General features: G+C 66.5%; 16 protein-coding genes and 1 pseudogene. 7 read left to right on the plus strand and 10 right to left on the minus strand.

Translation table 11 applies throughout. The features are described 5' to 3' along the window. Window positions 1-156 precede the first annotated feature (156 nt). Window positions 157-816: an RIO1 family regulatory kinase/ATPase domain-containing protein gene (locus ACX9OT_RS16845; RefSeq protein ID WP_277779434.1), complete on the minus strand. Its 660-nt coding sequence runs from the start codon at window positions 814-816 to the stop codon at window positions 157-159. Between the two features lie 436 nt (window positions 817-1,252). Here ACX9OT_RS16845 and ACX9OT_RS16850 point away from each other — a divergent pair, with 436 nt between their 5' ends. After that, the gene (locus ACX9OT_RS16850) at window positions 1,253-2,158 is read left to right on the plus strand and encodes an aspartyl/asparaginyl beta-hydroxylase domain-containing protein (protein WP_024957655.1); all 906 of its coding nucleotides are present in this window, start codon (window positions 1,253-1,255) and stop codon (window positions 2,156-2,158) included. 86 nt (window positions 2,159-2,244) lie between these two features. Here ACX9OT_RS16850 and speE read toward each other — a convergent pair whose 3' ends face one another. Continuing rightward, window positions 2,245-3,099: a polyamine aminopropyltransferase gene (gene speE, locus ACX9OT_RS16855; RefSeq protein ID WP_049400802.1), complete on the minus strand. Its 855-nt coding sequence runs from the start codon at window positions 3,097-3,099 to the stop codon at window positions 2,245-2,247. 191 nt (window positions 3,100-3,290) lie between these two features. Here speE and speA point away from each other — a divergent pair, with 191 nt between their 5' ends. Both speA and ACX9OT_RS16865 read left to right on the plus strand, forming a co-directional pair. After that, window positions 3,291-5,180 (plus strand): arginine decarboxylase, encoded by a 1,890-nt coding sequence (gene speA, locus ACX9OT_RS16860; RefSeq protein WP_100442105.1) that lies wholly within the window; start codon window positions 3,291-3,293, stop codon window positions 5,178-5,180. Between the two features lie 37 nt (window positions 5,181-5,217). Then, the gene (locus ACX9OT_RS16865; RefSeq protein ID WP_012512348.1) at window positions 5,218-5,538 is read left to right on the plus strand and encodes a DUF6122 family protein; all 321 of its coding nucleotides are present in this window, start codon (window positions 5,218-5,220) and stop codon (window positions 5,536-5,538) included. Window positions 5,539-5,891: 353 nt separating this feature from the next. On the opposite strand, the gene ACX9OT_RS16870 is transcribed toward ACX9OT_RS16865, so the two are convergent. Genes ACX9OT_RS16870 through ACX9OT_RS16880 form a run of 3 tightly spaced genes read right to left on the minus strand, consistent with a single transcriptional unit; the run spans window position 5,892 to window position 8,157 of the window. Next, on the minus strand, window positions 5,892-7,211 hold the full coding sequence (locus ACX9OT_RS16870; protein WP_277779435.1) for a sensor histidine kinase: 1,320 nt from the start codon (window positions 7,209-7,211) through the stop codon (window positions 5,892-5,894). Beyond that, window positions 7,208-7,867 (minus strand): response regulator transcription factor, encoded by a 660-nt coding sequence (locus tag ACX9OT_RS16875; RefSeq protein WP_014038779.1) that lies wholly within the window; start codon window positions 7,865-7,867, stop codon window positions 7,208-7,210. Before ACX9OT_RS16875 ends, ACX9OT_RS16870 begins: the two co-directional genes overlap by 4 nt. Then, window positions 7,867-8,157 (minus strand): PepSY domain-containing protein, encoded by a 291-nt coding sequence (locus ACX9OT_RS16880; protein ID WP_005411366.1) that lies wholly within the window; start codon window positions 8,155-8,157, stop codon window positions 7,867-7,869. Before ACX9OT_RS16880 ends, ACX9OT_RS16875 begins: the two co-directional genes overlap by 1 nt. A gap of 157 nt (window positions 8,158-8,314) precedes the next feature. On the opposite strand from ACX9OT_RS16880, the gene ACX9OT_RS16885 reads away from it, so the two are divergent. After that, on the plus strand, window positions 8,315-8,749 hold the full coding sequence (locus ACX9OT_RS16885) for a PepSY domain-containing protein (protein ID WP_032127132.1): 435 nt from the start codon (window positions 8,315-8,317) through the stop codon (window positions 8,747-8,749). Between the two features lie 123 nt (window positions 8,750-8,872). Here ACX9OT_RS16885 and ACX9OT_RS16890 read toward each other — a convergent pair whose 3' ends face one another. From ACX9OT_RS16890 to ACX9OT_RS16900, 3 genes are all read right to left on the minus strand, one after another. Next, on the minus strand, window positions 8,873-9,355 hold the full coding sequence (locus ACX9OT_RS16890) for a hypothetical protein (protein WP_049400799.1): 483 nt from the start codon (window positions 9,353-9,355) through the stop codon (window positions 8,873-8,875). A gap of 126 nt (window positions 9,356-9,481) precedes the next feature. Then, window positions 9,482-10,690, minus strand: coding sequence for an NAD(P)/FAD-dependent oxidoreductase (locus tag ACX9OT_RS16895; RefSeq protein ID WP_277779436.1), 1,209 nt, complete (start codon window positions 10,688-10,690; stop codon window positions 9,482-9,484). A 13-nt stretch (window positions 10,691-10,703) separates the two neighbouring features. Continuing rightward, window positions 10,704-11,198 carry a lipocalin family protein gene (locus ACX9OT_RS16900; RefSeq protein WP_012512342.1) on the minus strand — a complete coding sequence of 165 codons (495 nt, stop codon included), beginning with the start codon at window positions 11,196-11,198 and terminating at the stop codon, window positions 10,704-10,706. A 182-nt stretch (window positions 11,199-11,380) separates the two neighbouring features. On the opposite strand from ACX9OT_RS16900, the gene ACX9OT_RS16905 reads away from it, so the two are divergent. Both ACX9OT_RS16905 and ACX9OT_RS16910 read left to right on the plus strand, forming a co-directional pair. Continuing rightward, window positions 11,381-11,629 (plus strand): hypothetical protein, encoded by a 249-nt coding sequence (locus ACX9OT_RS16905; RefSeq protein ID WP_049422925.1) that lies wholly within the window; start codon window positions 11,381-11,383, stop codon window positions 11,627-11,629. Window positions 11,630-11,716: 87 nt separating this feature from the next. Beyond that, window positions 11,717-14,146: a DUF3772 domain-containing protein gene (locus ACX9OT_RS16910; protein WP_277779439.1), complete on the plus strand. Its 2,430-nt coding sequence runs from the start codon at window positions 11,717-11,719 to the stop codon at window positions 14,144-14,146. Between the two features lie 625 nt (window positions 14,147-14,771). On the opposite strand, the gene ACX9OT_RS16915 is transcribed toward ACX9OT_RS16910, so the two are convergent. Together ACX9OT_RS16915 and ACX9OT_RS16920 are read right to left on the minus strand one after the other, a co-directional pair. Continuing rightward, window positions 14,772-16,877: a phosphoglycerol transferase I gene (locus tag ACX9OT_RS16915; protein WP_277779203.1), complete on the minus strand. Its 2,106-nt coding sequence runs from the start codon at window positions 16,875-16,877 to the stop codon at window positions 14,772-14,774. 244 nt (window positions 16,878-17,121) lie between these two features. Then, window positions 17,122-18,768: pseudogene (locus ACX9OT_RS16920) on the minus strand (ABC1 kinase family protein); the annotation flags it as partial. A 208-nt stretch (window positions 18,769-18,976) separates the two neighbouring features. Between ACX9OT_RS16920 and ACX9OT_RS16925 the strand changes: the two are divergent. Continuing rightward, window positions 18,977-19,903 (plus strand): DUF808 domain-containing protein, encoded by a 927-nt coding sequence (locus tag ACX9OT_RS16925; protein WP_049463103.1) that lies wholly within the window; start codon window positions 18,977-18,979, stop codon window positions 19,901-19,903. Window positions 19,904-20,039 lie beyond the last annotated feature (136 nt).

Genomic DNA, 20,039 nt, shown 5'->3' on the forward strand with positions numbered 1-20,039 from the left:
ATCCGGCCATGCTGAAGGTGGGTCAAGCCTGCTTCCAGCAGGCTTGACCACGAACATAGGATCTCGACTCTACGAAACGGCAGCCGAGCATGGGCTCGACTCTACAAAGAGCGGTAAAGCGGTCGAGCAAGCTCGACCCCTACCAAAGCAAAGCATTTACCGGCGCTTGGCCCACTTATAGAACCGCTTCCAGCCCTGGCGCACGGCGGCCACCCAACCCGGGTCGGCCACCAGTGCGGCCTGCGCGGCACTCGGCGCCTGGCCGGTCACGCGCTGGCGGATCTTCAGCAGGTTCTTCATGTCGCTGCGGCGCATCTGGCGGCTCAGCGGGTTGCGGCGGAGCCAACGCGGGGCCCGCCAGGCCGAGGTGAAGTCCAGCAGCACCGGCACGCCGCCACTGACCACCACGTTGGTGCCATGCAGGTCGTTATGGGTAATGCCGGCGGCGTGCAAACGGCTGAGCGCGTGCTGCAGCTGCTCGAACACTTCATTGCCCACGGCCTGCGCAGTGCTCAGGGTCTGGCCAGGGATGAACTCCATGCCCAGCGCCAGGCCACCGAGGGTGCCGAGCAGCGCGGGGGCATGCTTCCAGCCGCCGAGGCGCTGCAGCATGCGGGCTTCACGGCGAACCATCAGCCGGGCGATCAGCGAAACGGGAGTGCCGCGGTAGCGGGAATAGTCCTTGATGACCGCCTCGCGCCCGTCCAGGCAGGTACGGTAGACGTCGGGGGCCAGGAAGCGTTCGCCGCGCTTGAGCAGCAGCGGGGTGGCGGCGTCATCGCCGCAGGAGGAGGGGGGCAGAGCGGGAAGATACATGTCGGGGTCTCGGACGACCCGGTGGGTGGCGCAAAGCGTCAAGCGAACCGGTGTTACAGGGAGTTACTAAGTTTTCGTTAATTTTAGTACTCGCCAGTTCGCTATTCCACGATTTGTCGGAGAAATGTCGGGGTCGTGGCTGGAACAGTTCGTCGCGCCCAATCGGACAATTCTGTCTCACTTTGTCGGTGATTCTTTCAAAATCAATAGGTTGCGTTTCGCTCTGTTTCGTTCATCCGCGGCCCGCTGAACGTCACGCACGTCCAGCTTGACCCCGACGCACGGCCTGCCGACCATAAGCTGTTAATTCGCGACATCGGCGGCCGCCCCTTCCTGGCACGTCCCCGTCCCCTGCCGCGGTCCCCACCGGTGCTGGCCGTCCGGCCGTGCATCGCCCTGATTCCCGTTCCGGCTGCGGCTGGAGGAAAGTGTTTTGATCATCAAAATCGTCATTGCAGCGCTGTTCGTCGCCTGCGTGCTGTACATCCACTTCCGTGGCAAGGTCCGCGCGCGCTGGTCGCGCCAGCTGCTGGACCACTCCAGTTTCATGGCCCCGATCAACGTGGTCATGTACATGTTCTCGAAGGTGCCGACCACGCCGTTCCTGGACCCGGCCAAGGAATTCCCGCAGCTGGAGCCGCTGCGCCAGAACTGGCAGATGATCCGCGACGAGGCGCTGGCGCTGCGCGATGCACAGAAGATCGCTGCGTCCAGCACGTTCAACGACGCCGGCTTCAACTCGTTCTTCCGCCGTGGCTGGAAGCGCTTCTACCTGAAGTGGTATGGCCCGTCGCATCCGTCGGCGAAGGCGATGTGCCCCAAGACCACCGCGCTGCTGGAGTCGCTGCCGGATGTGCGCGCGGCGATGTTCGCGCAGCTGCCGTCGGGCAGCGAACTGCGCCCGCACCGCGACCCGTTCGCCGGTTCGCTGCGCCTGCACCTGGGCCTGGCCACACCCAACAACGACGGCTGCTACATCGAAGTGGACGGCATCAAGAAGAGCTGGCGCGACGGCGAGTGGATGATGTTCGACGAGACCTACATCCACCACGCGCACAACGAGACGCCGGATGACCGCGTGATCCTGTTCTGCGACATCGCCCGTCCGCTGCGCTTCGGCCTGCCGGGCCTGTTCAACCGCGCGGTGGCGGCCACGCTGCTGGCCGGTGGTGCCTCGCCGAACCTGCCGGGTGACCCGACCGGTGGCGTCAACAAGGCCTTCGGCAGCGTCTACAAGGTGCGCCTGAAGGCCAAGGCACTGCGCGAGCGCAGCGTGGTGGCCTACCAGCTGATCAAGTGGGGCCTGGTGGTGGCGGTGATCGCCGGTATCTGGGCGCTTTGATCGTTGCATGAGGTTGCCGGCCAGCGGCCGGCACTACCGGAACATGAAAAAACCCGCGCTGTCGCCAGCGCGGGTTTTTTGTTGGATCAACCCTTCAATGCAGCCTGCACGAACGGCGGGGTCACCAGCACGCCGGTGTGCAGCGCGGCGGTGTAGTACAGGGTGTTGAAGGTCTTGGCGGCCGAGTCGGCCTGGCGGAAGTCGAAGCTGCTGTCGCCCTTGCGCGCCATGGTCACGCTCCACCAGCCGGTGGGGTAGCACGGCTGCGGGAACGGCAGGGTCTTGAACGAGCCGAAGCCGGCCTTGCCCATCTCGGTGCGCATTTCGTTGATCAGGTCCAGCTGCATCAGCGGCGACTCGGACTGCTGCACCAGGATGCCGTCGTCCTTCAGGGCCTTGAAGCAGCTCTCGTAGAAGGCCTTGTTGAACAGGCCTTCGCCGGGGCCGACCGGGTCGGTCGAATCGACGATCACCACGTCCACGCTGCCGGCCGGGCAGTTGGCCATGTAGGCCACGCCGTCGTCGAACAGCAGCTCGGCGCGGGCGTCGTCGTTGGAATCGCACAGTTCCGGGAAGTGCTTGCGCGCCATCACCGTGACCTGCTCGTCGATATCGCACTGGGTCACGCTCTCCACGCCGGTGTGCTTGAGCACTTCGCGCAGGGTGCCGCAGTCGCCGCCACCGATGATCACCACGCGCTTGGGCGCGGCGTGGGTGAACAGCACCGGGTGGCTGATCATCTCGTGGTAGAAGAAGTTGTCCTTGCTGGTCAGCATGATGGCCCCGTCGATGGTCATCAGGTTGCCCCAGTCGGTGGTCTGGAAGATCTCGATCTTCTGGAACGGCGACTGCACCTCGTCCAGCTTGCCGGTGATGCGGTAGCCGATGGCCGAGCCGGTGCGCTCGAAGTGCTCGATGTACCAGTTGTTGCTGTCAGTCATTTGAAAACAGTCCTGTTCGGAGGGGTGAAGCCGGGCTGGCGGGCGGGGCCGCGTGGCACAGATGCCACATCCGGACGGATCGGCCCGTTCAGGTTGGAACCTGTCACGGGCGCGGGCGCGCATGATAACGAACCTGTGGGCATATAGGCGTTATCATGCCCCCCCTTTTATTGCCAACAAGGCCGACTGAAATGACCGATTGGTCCCTCGACCAAGCCCGCAAGACCTACTCGATCCCGCATTGGGCGGACGGTTACTTCGACGTGGATCAGGCCGGGCACATGGTGGTGAGACCGACCGGGGCGGACGGCCCGGTGGTGTCGCTGCCCAAGGTGGTCGACGCGGCGCGTGCGGCCGGCGCCAAGCTGCCGTTGCTGGTGCGCTTCCCGGACATCCTCGGCCAGCGCCTGGGCAAGCTGCAGGCGGCCTTCGGCCAGGCCCAGCAGGACTGGGAATACAGCGGCGGCTACACCGCCGTGTACCCGATCAAGGTCAACCAGACCCGCGGCGTGGCCGGCACCCTGGCCAGCCACCACGGCGAAGGCTTCGGCCTGGAAGCGGGCAGCAAGCCCGAGCTGATGGCCGTGCTGGCGCTGTCGCGCCCGGGTGGGCTGATCGTCTGCAACGGTTACAAGGACCGCGAGTACATCCGCCTGGCCCTGATCGGCCGCAAGCTGGGCCTGCAGACCTTCATCGTCATCGAGAAGCCTTCCGAACTGAAGCTGGTGCTGGAAGAGTCCAAGGCGCTGGACGTGAAGCCGGGCCTGGGCGTGCGCATGCGCCTGGCCTCGCTGGGCGCCGGCAAGTGGCAGAACAGCGGTGGCGACAAGGCCAAGTTCGGCCTGTCGCCGCGCCAGCTGCTGGACCTGTGGAAGTCGCTGCGTGACACCGAGTACGCCGACTGCCTGAACCTGCTGCACTTCCACATGGGCTCGCAGATCTCCAACGTGCGCGACATCGCCAACGGCATGCGCGAAGCCACCCGCTACTTCGTGGAGCTGTCGCGCCTGGGCGCGAAGATCACCCACGTCGATGTGGGCGGTGGCCTGGGCGTGGACTATGAAGGCACCCGTTCGCGCAGCTTCTGCTCGATCAACTACGGCCTGCATTCCTACGCCAGCAACATCGTGCAGCCGCTGGCCAATGCCTGCGAAGAGTTCGGCCTGACCCCGCCGCGCATCGTTACCGAGTGCGGCCGCGCGATGACCGCGCACCACGCGGTGCTGATTGCCAATGTCTCGGAAGTGGAAGAAGCGCAGGAAGGCCGCGTGCCGGACCAGCACGACGACGAGCCGGCGGCGATCCGCCACCTGCGCGAGATCCACGACGAGCTGGACGTGCGCCCGGCGGTGGAGCTGTTCCAGGAAGCACAGCACTTCCACGCCGAAGGCCTGGCCAGCTATGCGCTGGGCCAGATCGACCTGCCGCAGCGTGCGCGCATCGACGATCTGTTCTACGCCATCGCCCACGGCGTGCGTGCGCGCCTGAGCTACGACGAGAAGAGCCACCGCCCGGTGCTGGACGAACTGAACGAGCGCCTGGTCGACAAGTACTTCGTCAACTTCAGCGTGTTCGAATCGATCCCGGACGTGTGGGCGATCGACCAGGTGTTCCCGATCGTGCCGATCGAGCGCCTGGACGAAACCCCGGACCGTCGCGGCATCATCGCCGACATGACCTGCGACTCGGACGGCATGGTGGAAACCTATGTCGAGAACGAGAGCTTGGACAGCTCGCTGCCGCTGCACCAGATGAAGCCGGGCGAGAGCTACCGCATCGGCTTCTTCATGGTCGGCGCCTACCAGGAAATCCTGGGCGACATCCACAACCTGTTCGGCGATACCGACGCGGTGGAAGTGCTGGCCGATGCCGATGGCTACGCCATCACCCAGCAGCGCCGTGGCGACACCACCGACGTGATGCTGGATTACGTGGGTTACCGCCTGGACGAACTGCGCGCGACCTATGCGCAGCGCGTGGCCGAGGCGCAGCTGTCGCCGGAACGCGCGCAGGAGCTGTCGGAGGCGCTGGAAGCCGGCCTGACCGGTTACACCTACCTGTCCGACGAACCGCTGGTCTGATGGACGGTGCCGGGCCTGCCCGGCGCCGCCGTTGCCGATGAGCGCGCGCGCGATCTTCCACCTGTTCCTGCATGCCGCCGTGCCAGCCCTGCTGGCATGGCTGTTCTGGCGCAAGCGTTTCGCCTCGGCGTGGCTGCTGATGCTGCTGGGCTGGATCATCGATCTGGACCACCTGCTGGCCGATCCGATCTATGCACCGAACCGCTGCAGCATCGGGTTCCACCCGCTGCACACCGCACCGGCGATTGCGGTCTATGCGGGGCTGTGCGTGCCGAAGAAGACGCGGCTGGTGGGCATCGGATTGATGATCCACATCGTGCTGGACGCCATTGATTGCTGGTGGATGCACCACCGTTGATGCTGGGTGCGTGTCGACCAAGGTCGACACCTACCGGGTGCACGGCGACCGGTCGGATTGGCGCTTGGTAGAGCCGGCCGCTGGCCGGCTTCCGCAGGGCGTTCCCGGTGGGCAAGTGGTTGCCGGCCATCGGCCGGCATTACCCACCGTTGGGTTGGCCAAGGTCGGCGCCTGCCAGATGCACGATGGCCGAGGGAACTGATGCACTGCTTTGGTAGATGCCGACCTTGGTCGGCGCTTTTGATGCGTGTCGACCAAGGTCGACACCTACCGGATGCACGGCGAACGGTGTTCCCGTTGATCACGTGGTTGCCGGCCAGCGGCCGGCACTACCCGCCGTCAGGTTGGCCGCCTCACGCCACCGGCAACCACAACGTGGCCCGCAATCCCGGCTGTGCATTTTCCAACGCCAACCGCCCGCCATAACTGGCAGCGATATCACCCACAATCGCCAGGCCCAGCCCACTGCTGCCCTCGCGCTCATCCAGGCGCACGCCACGCTGGGTGACCTGCGACAGTGACTCCGCGGCCAGGCCCGGGCCGTCATCACGTACTTCGATGCGTAGCTGCCCGTCACTGCTGTCTGCGGTGACGTCCACCTGCTGTTGCGCCCACCGCCCGGCGTTGTCCAGCAGGTTGCCCAGCATTTCTTCCAGATCGGCACTGGCACCGGCGAACTGCAGCGCCGGATCGATGCCTGCCGCCGTGAACGTGATGCCACGTTCGCCATGCACGCGTGCCATCAGCCGGCACATCGCCTGTGCGACTGCCGCCACGTCGGTGCGCTGGCGATGGTCGGCGGCCAACCCTGCGGCCAGGTAACGGTCGACGCTGGCCTGCATACGCGCACTCTGCTCGCGTACGGTGGCGCGCCAGTCCGCGCCGTCGCCGTCGGCCTCAGTGGCCAGGACGCTCAGCGGGGTTTTCAGCGCATGCGCCAGATCCTGTGCACTGGTGCGCGCGCGCGCGACCATGCGTTGCTGATGCTCCAGCAGCGCGTTGAGCTCCTCGCCCAGCGGTGCGACCTCCGCACCCAGCCTCCGTATATCGATGCGCTGCGCGTCGCCGCGCCGCACCCGTTCCAGCTGTGCACCGAGGCGATGCAATGGACGCAATCCGAAGTGCACCTGGCTGGCCAGCACCGCCAGCCACGCCGCGACCAACACACCCAGCGCGATGGCAGTACGCTGGCGGAACGCGGCAACGTCTGCATCCAGCGCGCTGCGATCGGTGGCAACCACGGCCACGAACGGTTCGTTGGCGCGTGGCAGGCGCACCTGCTGCACGCGTGCGCGCAGGGATTGCTGCAGCGGTCCAGCCAGATTGCGGGTGGCCGCTCCCATGGCCGTGGCAGGCAGCGTTTCATCCCACAGCGAGCGCGATTGCAGCAGCACACGGCCATCGGCACCGGCGATCTGCCAGTAAGCACCTGAGAACACGCGCTGGAAGCGTGCGTCATTCGGTTCCTGGCGTAGGCGCAGCTGCCCGTCCGCATCCACTTCGGCCTGCGCCAGCAGGGTCAGCATGTCCTGCTCCAGTTCATGGTCGAAGCGATCGCGCGCGCTGCGCTTGAACAGCTCACCCAGCAGTGCACTGGCCAGCAGCGAGACCAGCAGCAGGCCGACACCGCCAGCCAGCAGCAGGCGCCGTCGCAGCGAGGGTTGCCGGCTCACGGCGCGGCCAGCCGCCAACCCTGGCCGCGTACGGTCTGGATCAGATCGATGCCGAGCTTGCGGCGCACCCGCCCGAGCAGCACGTCCAGTGCGTTCGAGTCCGGATCGTGGCCGCCATCGAACACCTGTTCGCCCAGGCGGTCGCGGCCGATCACCTGGCCGCTGTGGTGGATGAAGTAGCTGAGCAGGCGGAACTCCTGCGGGCTCAGCGCCAGCGCCTGCCCATCCAGCTCGAAGCGGCCTGCATTGACGTCCAGTTGCAGCGGGCCGCAGTGCAGGCGCGGGCTGGCGTGGCCGTGGCTGCGGCGGATCAGGGCGCGCAGGCGCAGCACCAGTTCGTCGGCCTGGAAGGGTTTGGTGAGGTAATCGTCGGCGCCGGCGTCGAAGCCGGCCAGCTTGTCGTGCCAGCGCCCGCGCGCGGTCAGCACCAGCACCGGAAAACTCCGGCCGTTGCCGCGCCAGCGCTCGATCACGCTCAGTCCATCCAATCCGGGCAGACCGAGGTCGACGATGGCCGCCTGCAGATCTTCGATCTGGCCGATCTCCTCGGCCTGGCGGCCGTCGGCGACCACGTGCACCACGTAGCCGGCCTGCTCCAGCAGGGGCACCAGGCGCTGTGCCAGCGCGGCATCGTCTTCGGCCAACAGGATGCGCATCAGTCGTCGAGCTCCGTCTTCAGCAGCTTTCCGCTGCGCGCATCATAGTCCAGCTCCACTACCACGCCGTCGCCGCGCAGGATCTCCACTTCGTAGACGCCATCGTCCAGTTCCACTTCCAGCAGCTGGCCCGGAAAGCGCTTGAGCGCATCGCGCACCACGCTTTCCAACGGCACGTAGCGGCCCTGCTGCACGGCGCGGCGCGCGACCTGCTGCGCCGGGTCCTGTGCCGGTGCGGCGGCGGTGGGGGCGCTGGCCAGGGCCAGCAGCAGGGGCAGGGTGGAGAGCATCGGGGCGCAGGGCGGGCTGTAGGAACAGGCGTGAGTGTGCCGGGGCTGAGTAACAGCTGGCTAACAGTGCCGGCTAAGGAGCTGTTAACCACGGGGTGCATTGTGGCGTTGCCGGGATGGTCCGGCCACGAACACGAACACGAACAGGAGAACCCCCATGTTGAAGTCGCTCACCCTCGCCACTGTTGCTCTGCTGGCCATCGCACCGGCCGCACAGGCTGCACCGCTGGGCATGGCCCAGGTCGAACAGACCCTGCGCAAGGCCGGCTACACCCAGATCCACGAGATCGAACGCGATGATGGCCTGTGGGAGGCTGACGTGAGCCGCGCCGATGGCCGCTTCAGCGAGGTCTACGTTGACCCCAAGACCGGCGAGATCTTCGACGAGCACAGCGGCCGCGCGCTGTTGACCACCGAGCAGGTGCTGGCACGGGCACAGGCGCATGGCCTGCGCGAGATCCATTCGCTGGAACGCGATGGTGCGACCTGGTCGCTGGAAGCCCGCAATGCCCGCAACCAGAAGGTGGACGTGCGCCTGAGCGGCTATGACGGCCGCATCCTGCACAGCGAGCGCGATGGCTGGCTGGATTGACCTGCTGGTAGTGCCGGCCGCTGGCCGGCACACGGGGCGAAAGCGTGTCGACCAAGGTCGACACCTACCAAACGTACGCATCGGTAGCGGCCGACCTTGGTCGGCCCAGGCCCGACGCGGCGCTTACCAGCCAAACGGCGGCGGGTAATCCCAGTAGCCCGGGCCGCGGCCGTAGTAGCCGCCGTACGGGCCGTAGAAGCCCGGGCCCTTGCCTTCGCTCACGTGGATGTTGACGTTGACCCCGTGGGTCTTGCCCTCATCGGTGGTGTAGTTCTTGCTCAGGTTCAGCGTGGCGGCGTTGTAGTGGCTGTTGCCACCGTTCTTGGAATAGCCGATGCCGGTGGTGAAGCTGCCGGACACTTTGACCTTGTCGTCGGTGACGTCGGCGATCTTCGCGTCGTCGTGCACGCGCGGGCCGCTCTTGTCACCGTAGTACGTGCCCGGCGGGTCCTGCTGCAGGGCCGGGTCGTTGAGGTAGCGCATCGGCGCCTGCGGCAGCGTCAGGTCCAGGCCGGCGGCCTGCGGCGCGGTGGCGCCAGCGGCGGACTGGGCCAGCACGGTTCCCGGCAGGGCCAGGCACAGCAGCAGGGTCAGGGGGCGGATCATGACGGCGCTCCAGCGGACAGGTGGCCACGCAACACGCGGCGGTACAGGCCGACGCTAGCAGGGGTTGCTTGAATGATGCCTGTCGGCGCCGGATTGGGGTAGAGCCAGGCCATGCCTGGCTGCAGGTCACAGCCGCCCGAACCCGAACAGCCCTTCCAGCGCATGCCTGCGCCGCTCGATCCGGGCCCGCAGCAGCTGGGCGCCGATCATCGAATAAGTGATGCCGTTGCCGCCGTAGGCCATGGCGAAATGCACCCGCGGGCCCCACTGATCGTGCGGGCCGAAGAACGGCAGTCCGTCGGCGGTCTCGGCGAAGGTGCCGGCCCAGGAGAAGGCGGGCACCGGATCCAGCCGCGGGAACCAATGCAGCAGCTGTTTCATCAGCTTGTCGGCCTTGCGCTCTACGCGCCGATCGCGGCGGGCGGGGATGTCGATGGCGTCGTCCAGCCCGCCCACCAGCAGGCGGCGGTCGCCGGTGGCGCGCAGGTAGAGGTACGGGCGTGCGCTCTCCCACACCATCGTGTTGCGCAGCCGGCCCAGCACGTCCGCATCGATCGGGTCGGTGATGAAGGCGTAGCTGCTGCGGTTACGTGCGACGCGCTGCTGCAGCCACGTCTGGTTGGCGTAGCCCATTGCCAGCACCACGTGGCGGGCGTGGATCGTGGCGCCGTCCTCGGTGAGGGCGGTTACCCCGCGCGCGCTGGGCGTGAGCGTGTGCAGTACCGTACGGTCATGCACATTGCCGCCGCGCCGGCGCACGCGTTGCAGCAGCGCATAGGTCAGGCGATAGGGATCGACCCGCGCCGCCTGGCGCGTGAGCAGGGCACCGCCGGCGTCCACGTCGAAGCGTTCCTGCAGTGCCTCCGGGCCGAGCCAGCGGGCATCCAGACCGATGCCGCGCCGCGCCTCACCTTCGGCCATCAGGCGCGGCACGTCGCGATGGCGGCTGGCCAGGTACAGGCTGTCCATGCGCTGGAAATCAACGTCTTTCAGGCCGCGAGCCACGTCGCCCAGGGCCGGAATCGCCTCGGCACACGCCCGATAGGCAAGCGCGGCGGCGTCCTGACCATGGCGCTGCGCCAGTTCCAGCAGATGGGTATCGATCTCGTACTGCAGCAGCGCGGTGCTGGCGGCGGTGCTGCCCCAGCCGATGTCGCGCTGCTCGATCACTGCCACGTCGTGGCCATGCCGGGACAGTTCGTCGGCAATCAGCGCACCGGTGATGCCGCCGCCGACCACCAGCACGTCGCAGCGCAGATCCTTTTCCAATGGCGGAAACGCCTGGATCAATCCATTGCGTACCGCCCACCAGGGGTAACCGCTCTTCAGGTCCATGGCCGTGTGCTGCTCAGGCGGTGGGACGGCCGGTATGCGGGGTCTGGATCAGTTCGGACAGATCGAAGCCCTGCAGGCGGGCGGCCGCCAGATAATGGTCCTGCACGGTCGCGTCCAGGCGCGGCTCGCGGGCCAGCAGCCACAGGTACTTGCGATCGGGGCTGCCGACCAGTGCCACGCTGTAGTCCGGCGCGACCTGGATCACCCAGTAGTCGCCCTTGGCGAACGGCAGCCAGCGCAGGCCCTTGGGCAGGAAGCTCACCTCCAGGCGCGCGCTGTCGTTGTCGACGGCGCAGGCCTCGCCGGTGGCTTCCTCGACCTCGCCGTCCATACGGCAGCGGTTGGTGACGCCGACGTTGCCGTTGTCGAGCAGGGTGTAGTGCGCCGACACGTCGGTGCAGCCTTCCGGTTCATGGCGCATCGGCAGGCGTGCGATCTCGTACCAGGTGCCCAGGTAGCGGGGCAGCTTGAGGTCGGCGACGGTTTTCAGCGGCGGGTGCTCGGTCATCGGCGGTCGTGGCAGGGGTGGGCCTCCACGATGCCGATGGCCTTGCCATGGGCGGGTGAAGCCGGGGCGATGGCCGTGTCCAGAACGTTCCGTCGCCCCGGCGGAGCGCCCGTTGTCACCGGCGTGGCGGTATCCTGCTGCCAGCGCCGTGTTTTCCTGATCCAACCGAGGTGGAGGTGCCGATGTACCAGGTGATCCTGTTGAAGAGTGAATCCGCGTTCGCACGCGAACAGTGGCCGCAGGTCGATGACCTGGTCGACTACGAAGGCGTGGCCTACAGCCTGCGCGCCGGCCCGCGCCAGCCGCTGCCGACCGATCACGACTGGCACCCGGTGGCGGTATATGCGCCCGATGAGATTACCGAGGAAGAGTTCCAGGACTGGTACGCGCTGCAGCAGCCGGCCGTGGAAGAGCTGCGGCTGAAGTACTGATGCTCGACGTTGCCAGGGCCGCCCATCCGCCCTTGACCGCCTCTGCCGTATAGTCGCGCGCAGGCGCGGTGGTCCGCGCGAACCGGTGTGGCTGGCTTGTCTTCTTTCCTGCGATCGATCCGTGCACGGGGCCCTTGGCTGGCCCTGCTGCTGTGCAGCGCCTTCCTGCTGTCCGCGCCGGTGCTGGCGCAGGATGATGAGCCCACGCCGAAGCAGCAGCTGGCAGGTATCGATGCAAAGCTGAAGGAGGTCGACCGCAAGCGTGGTGATGCGGCCGCCATCGAGACGCTGGCGATGCTGTCCGAGAATGCCTCGCAGGCGCGGCGGGATGCTGAGGCGCTGGAAAAGGAGCTGCAGCCACAGCTCGTCCGCCTCGACGAACAACTGGCGCAGCTGGGCACACCTGCCGAGGGCACCACCGAGCCGCCCGAACTGGCGGCACAACGGCGCACCATCAACAAGCAGCGCGACGGCCTGGCCGCGTCGGTAGCGCAGGCCAAGACCAGTGCCGTGCGTGCCCAGCAGCTGGCAGCCGACATCGACCAGCAGCGCACTGCGCAACGCGCCGAAGACATGGGGAAGAAGGTCGCCTCGCCGCTGTCGCCTGCGCTGTGGAGCAAGGTGGCCGAGCGCCTGCCGATCGATATCGCGCGCGTTGCGCCGTTGGCCCAGCAGGGGCGCGACGCGCTGGTCGCTGGTGTCCGGGCCAATGGCTGGGGCACACCGTTGCTGGGCCTGCTGGCCGCGTTGGTGATGATGTTCCCGCTGCGGCTGTGGCTGCGCAGGCTGGGGCGGCGCTTTGCGGAGTCCGAGCGCGCGCCGGACGGTCGCCTGCGCCGTTCCGGCCTGGCCATGTGGCTGCTGCTGGTGGGCACGCTGCTGCCTGGCTATGCGGTGGTTGTGCTGATGGCAGCGCTTGATGCGATCGATGCCATCGCGCCGCGCCTGCAGGTGGTGGCCGATGGGTTGGAAACCGCGACCTTCCGCGCCGCCTTCATCGCCGCGCTCAGCGCCTGCATGCTGGTTCCCAAGCGTCCGTCGTGGCGGTTGCTGAATCTGGATGACACCGCCGCGCTCAAGCTGCGCAAGTACGCGTGGGGCGCGGCGGCGCTTGCCTGGCTGAGCACGGTGCTGGTGGCCCTCGATCAGGCCACGCGTACCAGCGATGTCACCACGGTGGCGCTGGATGGCCTGATTGCGCTGACCTACCTCGGCCTGATCATGGCCATGCTGGTGACCCTGGCACGCCTGCATCGGCGGCAGACCGCCGAGGCCGAGGCCAAGCTGGAGGCGCAGGCCGATGGCGTGGGCGCGGCCACGCCGGTGCGCCGCAGCAGCTGGCTGGTGCTGGCGCGCGTGGCAGGCAACATCGCGGTGGTGGCAGCGATCATCGCCACGCTGCTGGGCTATCTGAACTTTGCCAAATTCGTGAACCAGCAGCTGATCGGCGGCAGCGTCGTGGTGCTGGCGGCGACGCTGCTGTTCAAATTTGTCGATGATTTGAGCACGTGGATGCTCAACGCCGACAGCAAGGTGGGCCAGACCATCCTGCTCAGTACCGGCCTGAGCGTGTCGCGGCTGGAGCAGGCCGGCGTGCTGCTCTCTGCAGCCCTGCGCACCATCGTCGTGCTGATCACATTGCTGGCGCTGGTGGCACCGTTTGGCAACATCGGTGCGGTGGTGGAACGCTTCTCTTCGCTGCTCACCACGGGCATTCCGTTGGGTGGAACCACTCTGAAGCCGATGCAGATCGTGCTGGCGGTTGTGGTGCTGCTGGTCGGGCTGGCAATCACCCAGCTGGTGCAGCGCTGGCTGACCGACACCTACCTGCCCAAGACCGAACTGGACCTGGGTGCACGCAACTCGGTCAGTACGGTCGCCCGTTATGTGGGCATCATCCTCGCGGTGATCTGGGCATTGACGGCGATGGGGCTGGAGCTGACCAAACTGGCATTGCTGGTCAGCGCGCTGTCGGTGGGTATTGGTTTCGGCCTGCAGGTGATCACCCAGAACTTCGTGTCCGGCCTGATCCTGCTGGCCGAGCGTCCGGTGAAGATCGGCGACTGGGTGAAGCTGGGCGACCAGGAGGGCGACATCCGCCGCATCAGCCTGCGTTCGACCGAGATCCAGGTGGGCGACAAGTCGACGTTGATCGTGCCCAACTCCGAGTTGGTCACCAAGACCGTGCGCAACATGACGATGGGCAACAACCAGGGCCGCATCCAGATCCAGTTCGCGGTGCCGCCCAGCACCGATGTCGGCAACCTGCGGCAGGCGCTGCTGGATGCGTATACCGCACACACCAACGTGCTGAAGCAGCCGGCGCCGACGGTCTACATCGACAGCATTGCCGGTGGCCAGATCACCATCAACAGCTTCGCGTACGTGGCCAGCCCGCGGCAGGTGTATGCCACCCGCAGCGATCTGTACTTTAGCCTGCTGCACATCCTGGCCGAGCGGAACATTCCGCTGTCGACCCCGACCGACATCCACATCACCCGCGATCCGCAGGAGTAGGGGGTGTTCTGCAGGGCTGCGCCCTGCACCCGTGGTAGTGCCGGCCGCTGGCCGGCAACCTCAGAAGCAACAGCAACAGCGGGCATTCCGTGGTTTGGCGGGGTGGGTCCGGTTGCGGGGGACGCTGCAAGTCCCCCTTCCGGGGCCCGGCCCAGCCGCTGGCGGCTGTGCGTTCGGGCGCTTGCGAAGCAGTGCTTCGCAAGCAAAGCGCCCTCACCCATGTAAGCTCGGTCGCCGCATCCATGCGGCTCACGCCCCCGCAACCGGACCCACCCCGCCTTCGACAGTTTGCTGCGGTCTGTTGGGCATGCCGATGGGGTCAGATCCGTTTTCCGGAGGAAAACGGATCTGACCCCAGATTGATTTCGATATCTGACAGAAGTGTCGACCAAGGTCGACACCTGCCGACAGCCGCAGGAATCTGTCAGAGGTGGGGCGGTGTCGGAGTGCGGGGTGTCAGCCGCATGGATGCGGCTGCCAAGCCTCCAGGGACGGATTTACGGCGTCCCCGCACTCCGACACTGCCCCGCCCAACCACGGAATGCCCGCTGTTGCCGTTGCTTCTGAGGTTGCCGGCCAGCGGCCGGCACTACCACGGGTGCAGGGCGCAGCCCTGCAAAGAGCCCTACCCCCGCGGTCGGCCGCGCGAGGGCACCAGTGCGAACGTATCCACTGCCAGCTTCTCGGCATGGTTCAACCACGCGCGGATCTCCAGATCATCCACTTCGTGATCCAGCCCGAACGACACGTTGATCTTGCCGTTGGCATCGGGCTGCACCCACTGCTGCGCCAGCACCACCTTGCGCTGCGAGGACACCGCCTCGATCCAGAAGCCGCGATCCGGGCGCGTGCTCGCCACCAGCTGCAGCATGTACTGGCCGGCACGGGTACGACGACCCTTCTGGGTGATCATGTGCGCCTGGCGCACGCTCGGGCGCGGGCCTTGGAACGCGTCCAGCGGTGCATCCACCGCGATGCCGCCACGCAGGTCGTTGTCGCGGTACAGCTTGATGCCGTTGTCGCGGTTGACCAGCAGGGCGCACCAGTCACCGTCGGCCGAGCCGTCCTCGAACGCGGTGCACCGGTCGACGTAGGCCAGGGTGTTGTCCGGGTTGGCATCGTCGAACTGGCGCGAGGTGTTCTCCAGGTATACCGACTTCAACCCCCAGTCCTTGTCGTACTCCAGCAACACCGGTGGCTGCACGTGCTGCAGGCCGACCACCACCTGGTCATCGCCATCGATCTTCAGCTCGCGGGTCGGTTCGCCCAGCCACAGTGAACGCGCGAAGGCCAGATACTGCGGATAGTCACGGCCACCATCGCGCTGGGTGGCCACGCTGGCGCTGGGCGCGCGCTGGCTGTCGATCAGCGAACGGCCGAAGCCCATCGTCTTCAGGTTCGGGTCCAGCAGGCTGAGCAGGGTCGCACCCGAATCCAGGGTGGTGCCGGCATCGGCGCTGAGCTGCTGCGGGGCAATGCCATCACCCAGGAACAGCAGCAGGTTCTCGCGCTTCTGCCGGGTCAGGATATGGGTCAGATCGTTGGGCATCGCCAGGTGGTCGGAAGCGATGACGATCAGTGTGTCCTTGCCGTACGGGCTGGCCTGGATGCGTTCGACCAGCTGCGAGATCAGGCGGTCGCTGCACTTGAGCGCGTTGAGCATGTTGATGTTGCCGTACTGGCTCTGGTAGCGCTCGCCCTTGCACGACACCGGCAGATGACCGGCAGGGTGGTGGGTGTCCATGGTCAGCGTGGTCAGCATGAACGGCGAACCGGCGCGCGAGAGCTGCTCGAAGCGCTGGTAGGCGGTATCCAGCAGCACGTCATCGTGCACGCCCCAGGCCGAGTAGTGGATGCGGCCGATCTTCTTCTGCTGCTTGAACCACGCCAGGTCATGCACTTCATCGAAACCGTGGCTGGCCAGGAACTGGCCCTTGCCGGCGAACTGGCCGTTGGCGCCACCCAGGTAATGGTTGGTGTAGCCCTGCTGCTTCAGGTAGTCGCCCAGGCACACCGCCTTGGGCAGGAAGCTGCCCATTCGGTCCATGCTGTTCTCATCGCCCTGCGAAGTGGTCAGCGGCACGCCGCACATCGACGACACCAGGCCGGCGATGGTCCAGCCGCTGCCCTCGGCCGAGGCCAGGTTGCGCACGTCCAGTGACTCGGACGCCAGGCGGTTGAGGTTGGGCATCAGGCCGGGAAACACGGCCTCGTCCAGGTAGGTACGTTCCAGGCTCTCGCCGTAGATCCAGACGATGTTGCGCGGGCGCTGCAGCGGCTGCGTCGGCACCTGGTATTCGGGTGCGATGCGGGCGAAGTCGACCGGCCGCAGCTGCTGGTAGAGGCGCTGGCCGTCGCGGGCCAGCGGACTGATCATGATCGTGGCCACCCACACGGCCGCGAAACCGGCGAACAATGCGCCACCATGGCCGGGCCGGCGCCAGCGCTTCACCCGCGTGGCGAACAGCGGTAGCAGCGAGACCAGCGCCAGCACGATGAAGCCGGCGATATAGCCCTTGAAGTCGGAGACACCGGCGCCTTCCATGTCGGCGCCCAGGTGGTACAGGGTGGCGGCATTGAGCCCATCACCGGACAGCTTGTCGATCAGCCACCACGCGCTGAGCATGAGCAGCAGCAGCGAGAATGCACCAGCCTTCCACCACACCCACTTGTCGGACGCGAGGAACAACCAGCACAGCAGCAACAACGACAGCAGCAGTATCCAGAGCATAGGCAGCTTCGGCAGTGACGGGGTGGTGGTGATGGACGTCGTACCGACGCGTGTCCATCCGACCGACGCTGCCACAAGCACATGCACATGACAGGCCGATGACCCGATAGTGCATGCACGAACCTGACTGAAATGTTTGTTGAAATAACACGCGCGCAATCGCGCTCAGAAGGTAAAACGAGCGTGAAGGGCTTCGTTGGATTGCATTAAAAACCGCATGAATACGGCGGTTTTCGCTGATGCGCTAGCGATGCCCGCGTTCTTCGCGTGCCCGCGCACGACGGTCGAACAGCAATGCACTGGTCACGATGCCAAGGCCGAGCACCACGCCGATGAACAGCAGAATCAGCGCAATGAGCGGGTAGCCGAACAGGTGCCAGCCGGTGTCGATCTTCATCATCATCGCCGCAGCCATGATCAATGCGGCACTGATGATGCCGGCAGCCACGCGGTTGGCGATCTTCTGCAGGTTCTCCATCAACCGCGATTCTTCCAGGCCGGTCACCTTCATCTGCAGGCGGTTCTCGGCCAGCAGCGCCATGATGTCCGACAGCTTGCGCGGCCCATCGCGCAGCAGCTGCTGCAGCTCCATCGCCTCGCTGGCGAGGTTGGCGGCAGACAGCGATTTCTTCAGGCGCGCACGCATCACGTGCTGCAGCTGGCGCTCAACGATGCGGCGGGTTTCCAGCTCGGGTGCCAGCAGCCGGCACACGGTTTCCAGATTGAGCAGCGCCTTGCCCAGCAGGCTCAGTTCCGGCGGCGTGCGCAGGCCGCAGGCGGTGGCGATGCGCACCATGTCCAGCACCACGCGGCCTTCGGAGAAGCTGCCGCTGGCGGCGTAGCGCGCGATCAGCTGTCCGGTCTCGCGCAGGTAACGCTCTTCGTCGAATGCCTCCAGCCGCGTGCTGATGCTGATCAGATCGTCGGCTACTTCCTCGCCACGGCCATCGACCGCGGCGAACAGGATCTTCAGCAGGCGCTCGCGCAGACGCGGCGGCATGTGCGCGACCATGCCCAGGTCGAAGATCGCCAGCCGTCCATCTGGCATCACCCGCAGGTTGCCCGGGTGCGGGTCGGCATGGATCTCGCCATGCACGAAGATCTGGTCCAGGTAGCCGCGGATCAGCGCCGCCGCCAGAGGATCCATCGATTGCTCGGTGCGGCGCACATCGGGAATCGCATCCACGCGCACGCCGGTGGCCAGTTCCATGGTCAGCACGCGCTGGCTGCTGTAGTCCCACAGCGGCTGCGGAATCCACAGGCGGCGGAACGGCTTCAGGTGCCGGCCGAAACGGGCCAGGTTCTCGGCCTCGGCGTGGTAGTCCAGCTCCTGCATCAGGGTCTTGGCGAACTCGTTGAGCCAGTCGCGCAGGCGCACGCGACGGCCCACCTGGGTCAGGTGGTCGGCGGCCAGCGCGAAGCTGCGCAGTGCCTCCAGGTCCGAGCGCAGCTGCGCGGCGACCTCGGGTTTCTGCACCTTCACCGCCACTTGGCGGCCATCGTGCAGCACCGCGCGATGCACCTGCGCGATCGAGGCACAGCCCAGTGGCTCGGGATCGAACGCGGCGAACAGCTTGTTCACCGGCGCGCCCAGCTCCTGTTCGACGATGGCATGGATGCGCTCGACCGGAATCTCGGCCACCTTTTCCTGCATGCGCTCCAGCGCCGTGGCGAACTCCACCGGCACCATGTCCGGGCGGGTGGACAGCATCTGGCCTAGTTTGACGAAGGTCGGTCCCAGCGCTTCCAGGTCGCTGACGAACTGTTCCGGGTTGCCATCGGCGGGGACGTCGGCCTGGTTGCTGGCCGCGTCCAGGTTCATGCCCGAGAACACGCCCGAATGGCGGTAGCGCATCAGCAGGCGCAGGATCTGGCTGCGCCGGTTCATGCCTTTGACCAGCGGAGGGTTGCCATTGGCGGTGGGCGGATTGCTCAAGCGACACTCCCATGCGACGAATACAGGTAGTGCCGGCCGCTGGCCGGCAATGTCCGGATTCCGCAGTGTCGCCGGTGGGCGGTAGGCACGCGGTGAATCCGACCGCTTCCGCAGCTGCCCCGGTATCGGTCAGAATCCGCTCATTCCCTCACTTGGACGCCCCATGGCCGGTGCCAGCCTGTTCGCCCTGCTCGACGATATCGCCTCCCTGCTGGACGACGTCTCGGTCCTGACCAAGGTTGCGGCGAAGAAGACCGCCGGTGTGCTCGGCGACGACCTGGCGCTGAACGCGCAGCAGGTCACCGGAGTCAACGCCAACCGCGAACTGCCGGTGGTGTGGGCGGTGGCCAAGGGCTCGCTGGTCAACAAGGTGATCCTGGTACCGGCGGCGCTGGCGATCAGTGCGCTGGAAGCCTGGCTGCACAGCCGTGGCTGGAACGTGCCGCTGATCGTGCCATTGATGATGATCGGCGGTGCCTTCCTCTGCTTCGAGGGCGTGGAGAAGCTGGCGCATCGCTTCCTGCATTCGGCTGACGACGATGCCGAGCATCAGGCCGAGCGGCGCAAGGCGCTGGCCGATACCCAGGTGGACATGGTGGCGTGGGAGAAGGACAAGGTAAAAGGCGCGATCCGCACCGACTTCATCCTCTCGGCCGAGATCATCGTGTTGACCCTGGGCGTGGTCGCCACCGCACCGTTCACCAACCAGGTGGTCACCCTGGCCGTGGTTGCACTGGCGATGACGGTCTTCGTCTATGGGCTGGTCGCGGGCATCGTGAAGCTTGATGACGTCGGCCTGTACCTGTCGCGCAAGGGTGGGGCTGTGGCCGCCTTCGGTCGCGGCCTGGTGGCCTCGGCGCCGTGGCTGATGAAGTTCCTGTCGGTGGCCGGCACCATCGCCATGTTCCTGGTCGGTGGCGGCATCCTGGTGCACAACGTGCCGGCACTGCACCACGCGGTGCAGGCACTGGGTGGCGAAGGGCAGTGGGGCTGGCTGATCAGCGCTGCGGCCAACATGGTGGTGGGCATCATCGCCGGCGCCATCGTGCTGGCGGCGGTGACCGGGTTCCAGAAGCTGCGCGGTAAGTAAGCGGCGGCCCATTGCCCGGTGGAGGCCGACCTTGGTCGGCGCATTGTTTCCGCGCGTGCCAACCAAGGTTGGCACCTACCAAAGCGCTGTCCTTGGCATTGGTAGAGGCCGACCTTGGTCGGCGCTTTGTTTCCGC

This window comes from Stenotrophomonas genospecies 3 (assembly GCF_054473855.1).

Bases quoted from the DNA above. Each gene is read 5' to 3' on its own strand.
- ACX9OT_RS16845 (WP_277779434.1), bottom strand. From the start codon at position 816: ATGTATCTTCCCGCTCTGCCCCCCTCCTCCTGCGGCGATGACGCCGCC.
- speE (WP_049400802.1), bottom strand. From the start codon at position 3,099: ATGACTGACAGCAACAACTGGTACATCGAGCACTTCGAGCGCACCGGC.
- speA (WP_100442105.1), top strand. From the start codon at position 3,291: ATGACCGATTGGTCCCTCGACCAAGCCCGCAAGACCTACTCGATCCCG.
- ACX9OT_RS16865 (WP_012512348.1), top strand. From the start codon at position 5,218: ATGAGCGCGCGCGCGATCTTCCACCTGTTCCTGCATGCCGCCGTGCCA.
- ACX9OT_RS16875 (WP_014038779.1), bottom strand. From the start codon at position 7,867: ATGCGCATCCTGTTGGCCGAAGACGATGCCGCGCTGGCACAGCGCCTG.
- ACX9OT_RS16880 (WP_005411366.1), bottom strand. From the start codon at position 8,157: ATGCTCTCCACCCTGCCCCTGCTGCTGGCCCTGGCCAGCGCCCCCACC.
- ACX9OT_RS16885 (WP_032127132.1), top strand. From the start codon at position 8,315: ATGTTGAAGTCGCTCACCCTCGCCACTGTTGCTCTGCTGGCCATCGCA.
- ACX9OT_RS16890 (WP_049400799.1), bottom strand. From the start codon at position 9,355: ATGATCCGCCCCCTGACCCTGCTGCTGTGCCTGGCCCTGCCGGGAACC.
- ACX9OT_RS16895 (WP_277779436.1), bottom strand. From the start codon at position 10,690: ATGGACCTGAAGAGCGGTTACCCCTGGTGGGCGGTACGCAATGGATTG.
- ACX9OT_RS16900 (WP_012512342.1), bottom strand. From the start codon at position 11,198: ATGACCGAGCACCCGCCGCTGAAAACCGTCGCCGACCTCAAGCTGCCC.
- ACX9OT_RS16905 (WP_049422925.1), top strand. From the start codon at position 11,381: ATGTACCAGGTGATCCTGTTGAAGAGTGAATCCGCGTTCGCACGCGAA.
- ACX9OT_RS16915 (WP_277779203.1), bottom strand. From the start codon at position 16,877: ATGCTCTGGATACTGCTGCTGTCGTTGTTGCTGCTGTGCTGGTTGTTC.
- ACX9OT_RS16925 (WP_049463103.1), top strand. From the start codon at position 18,977: ATGGCCGGTGCCAGCCTGTTCGCCCTGCTCGACGATATCGCCTCCCTG.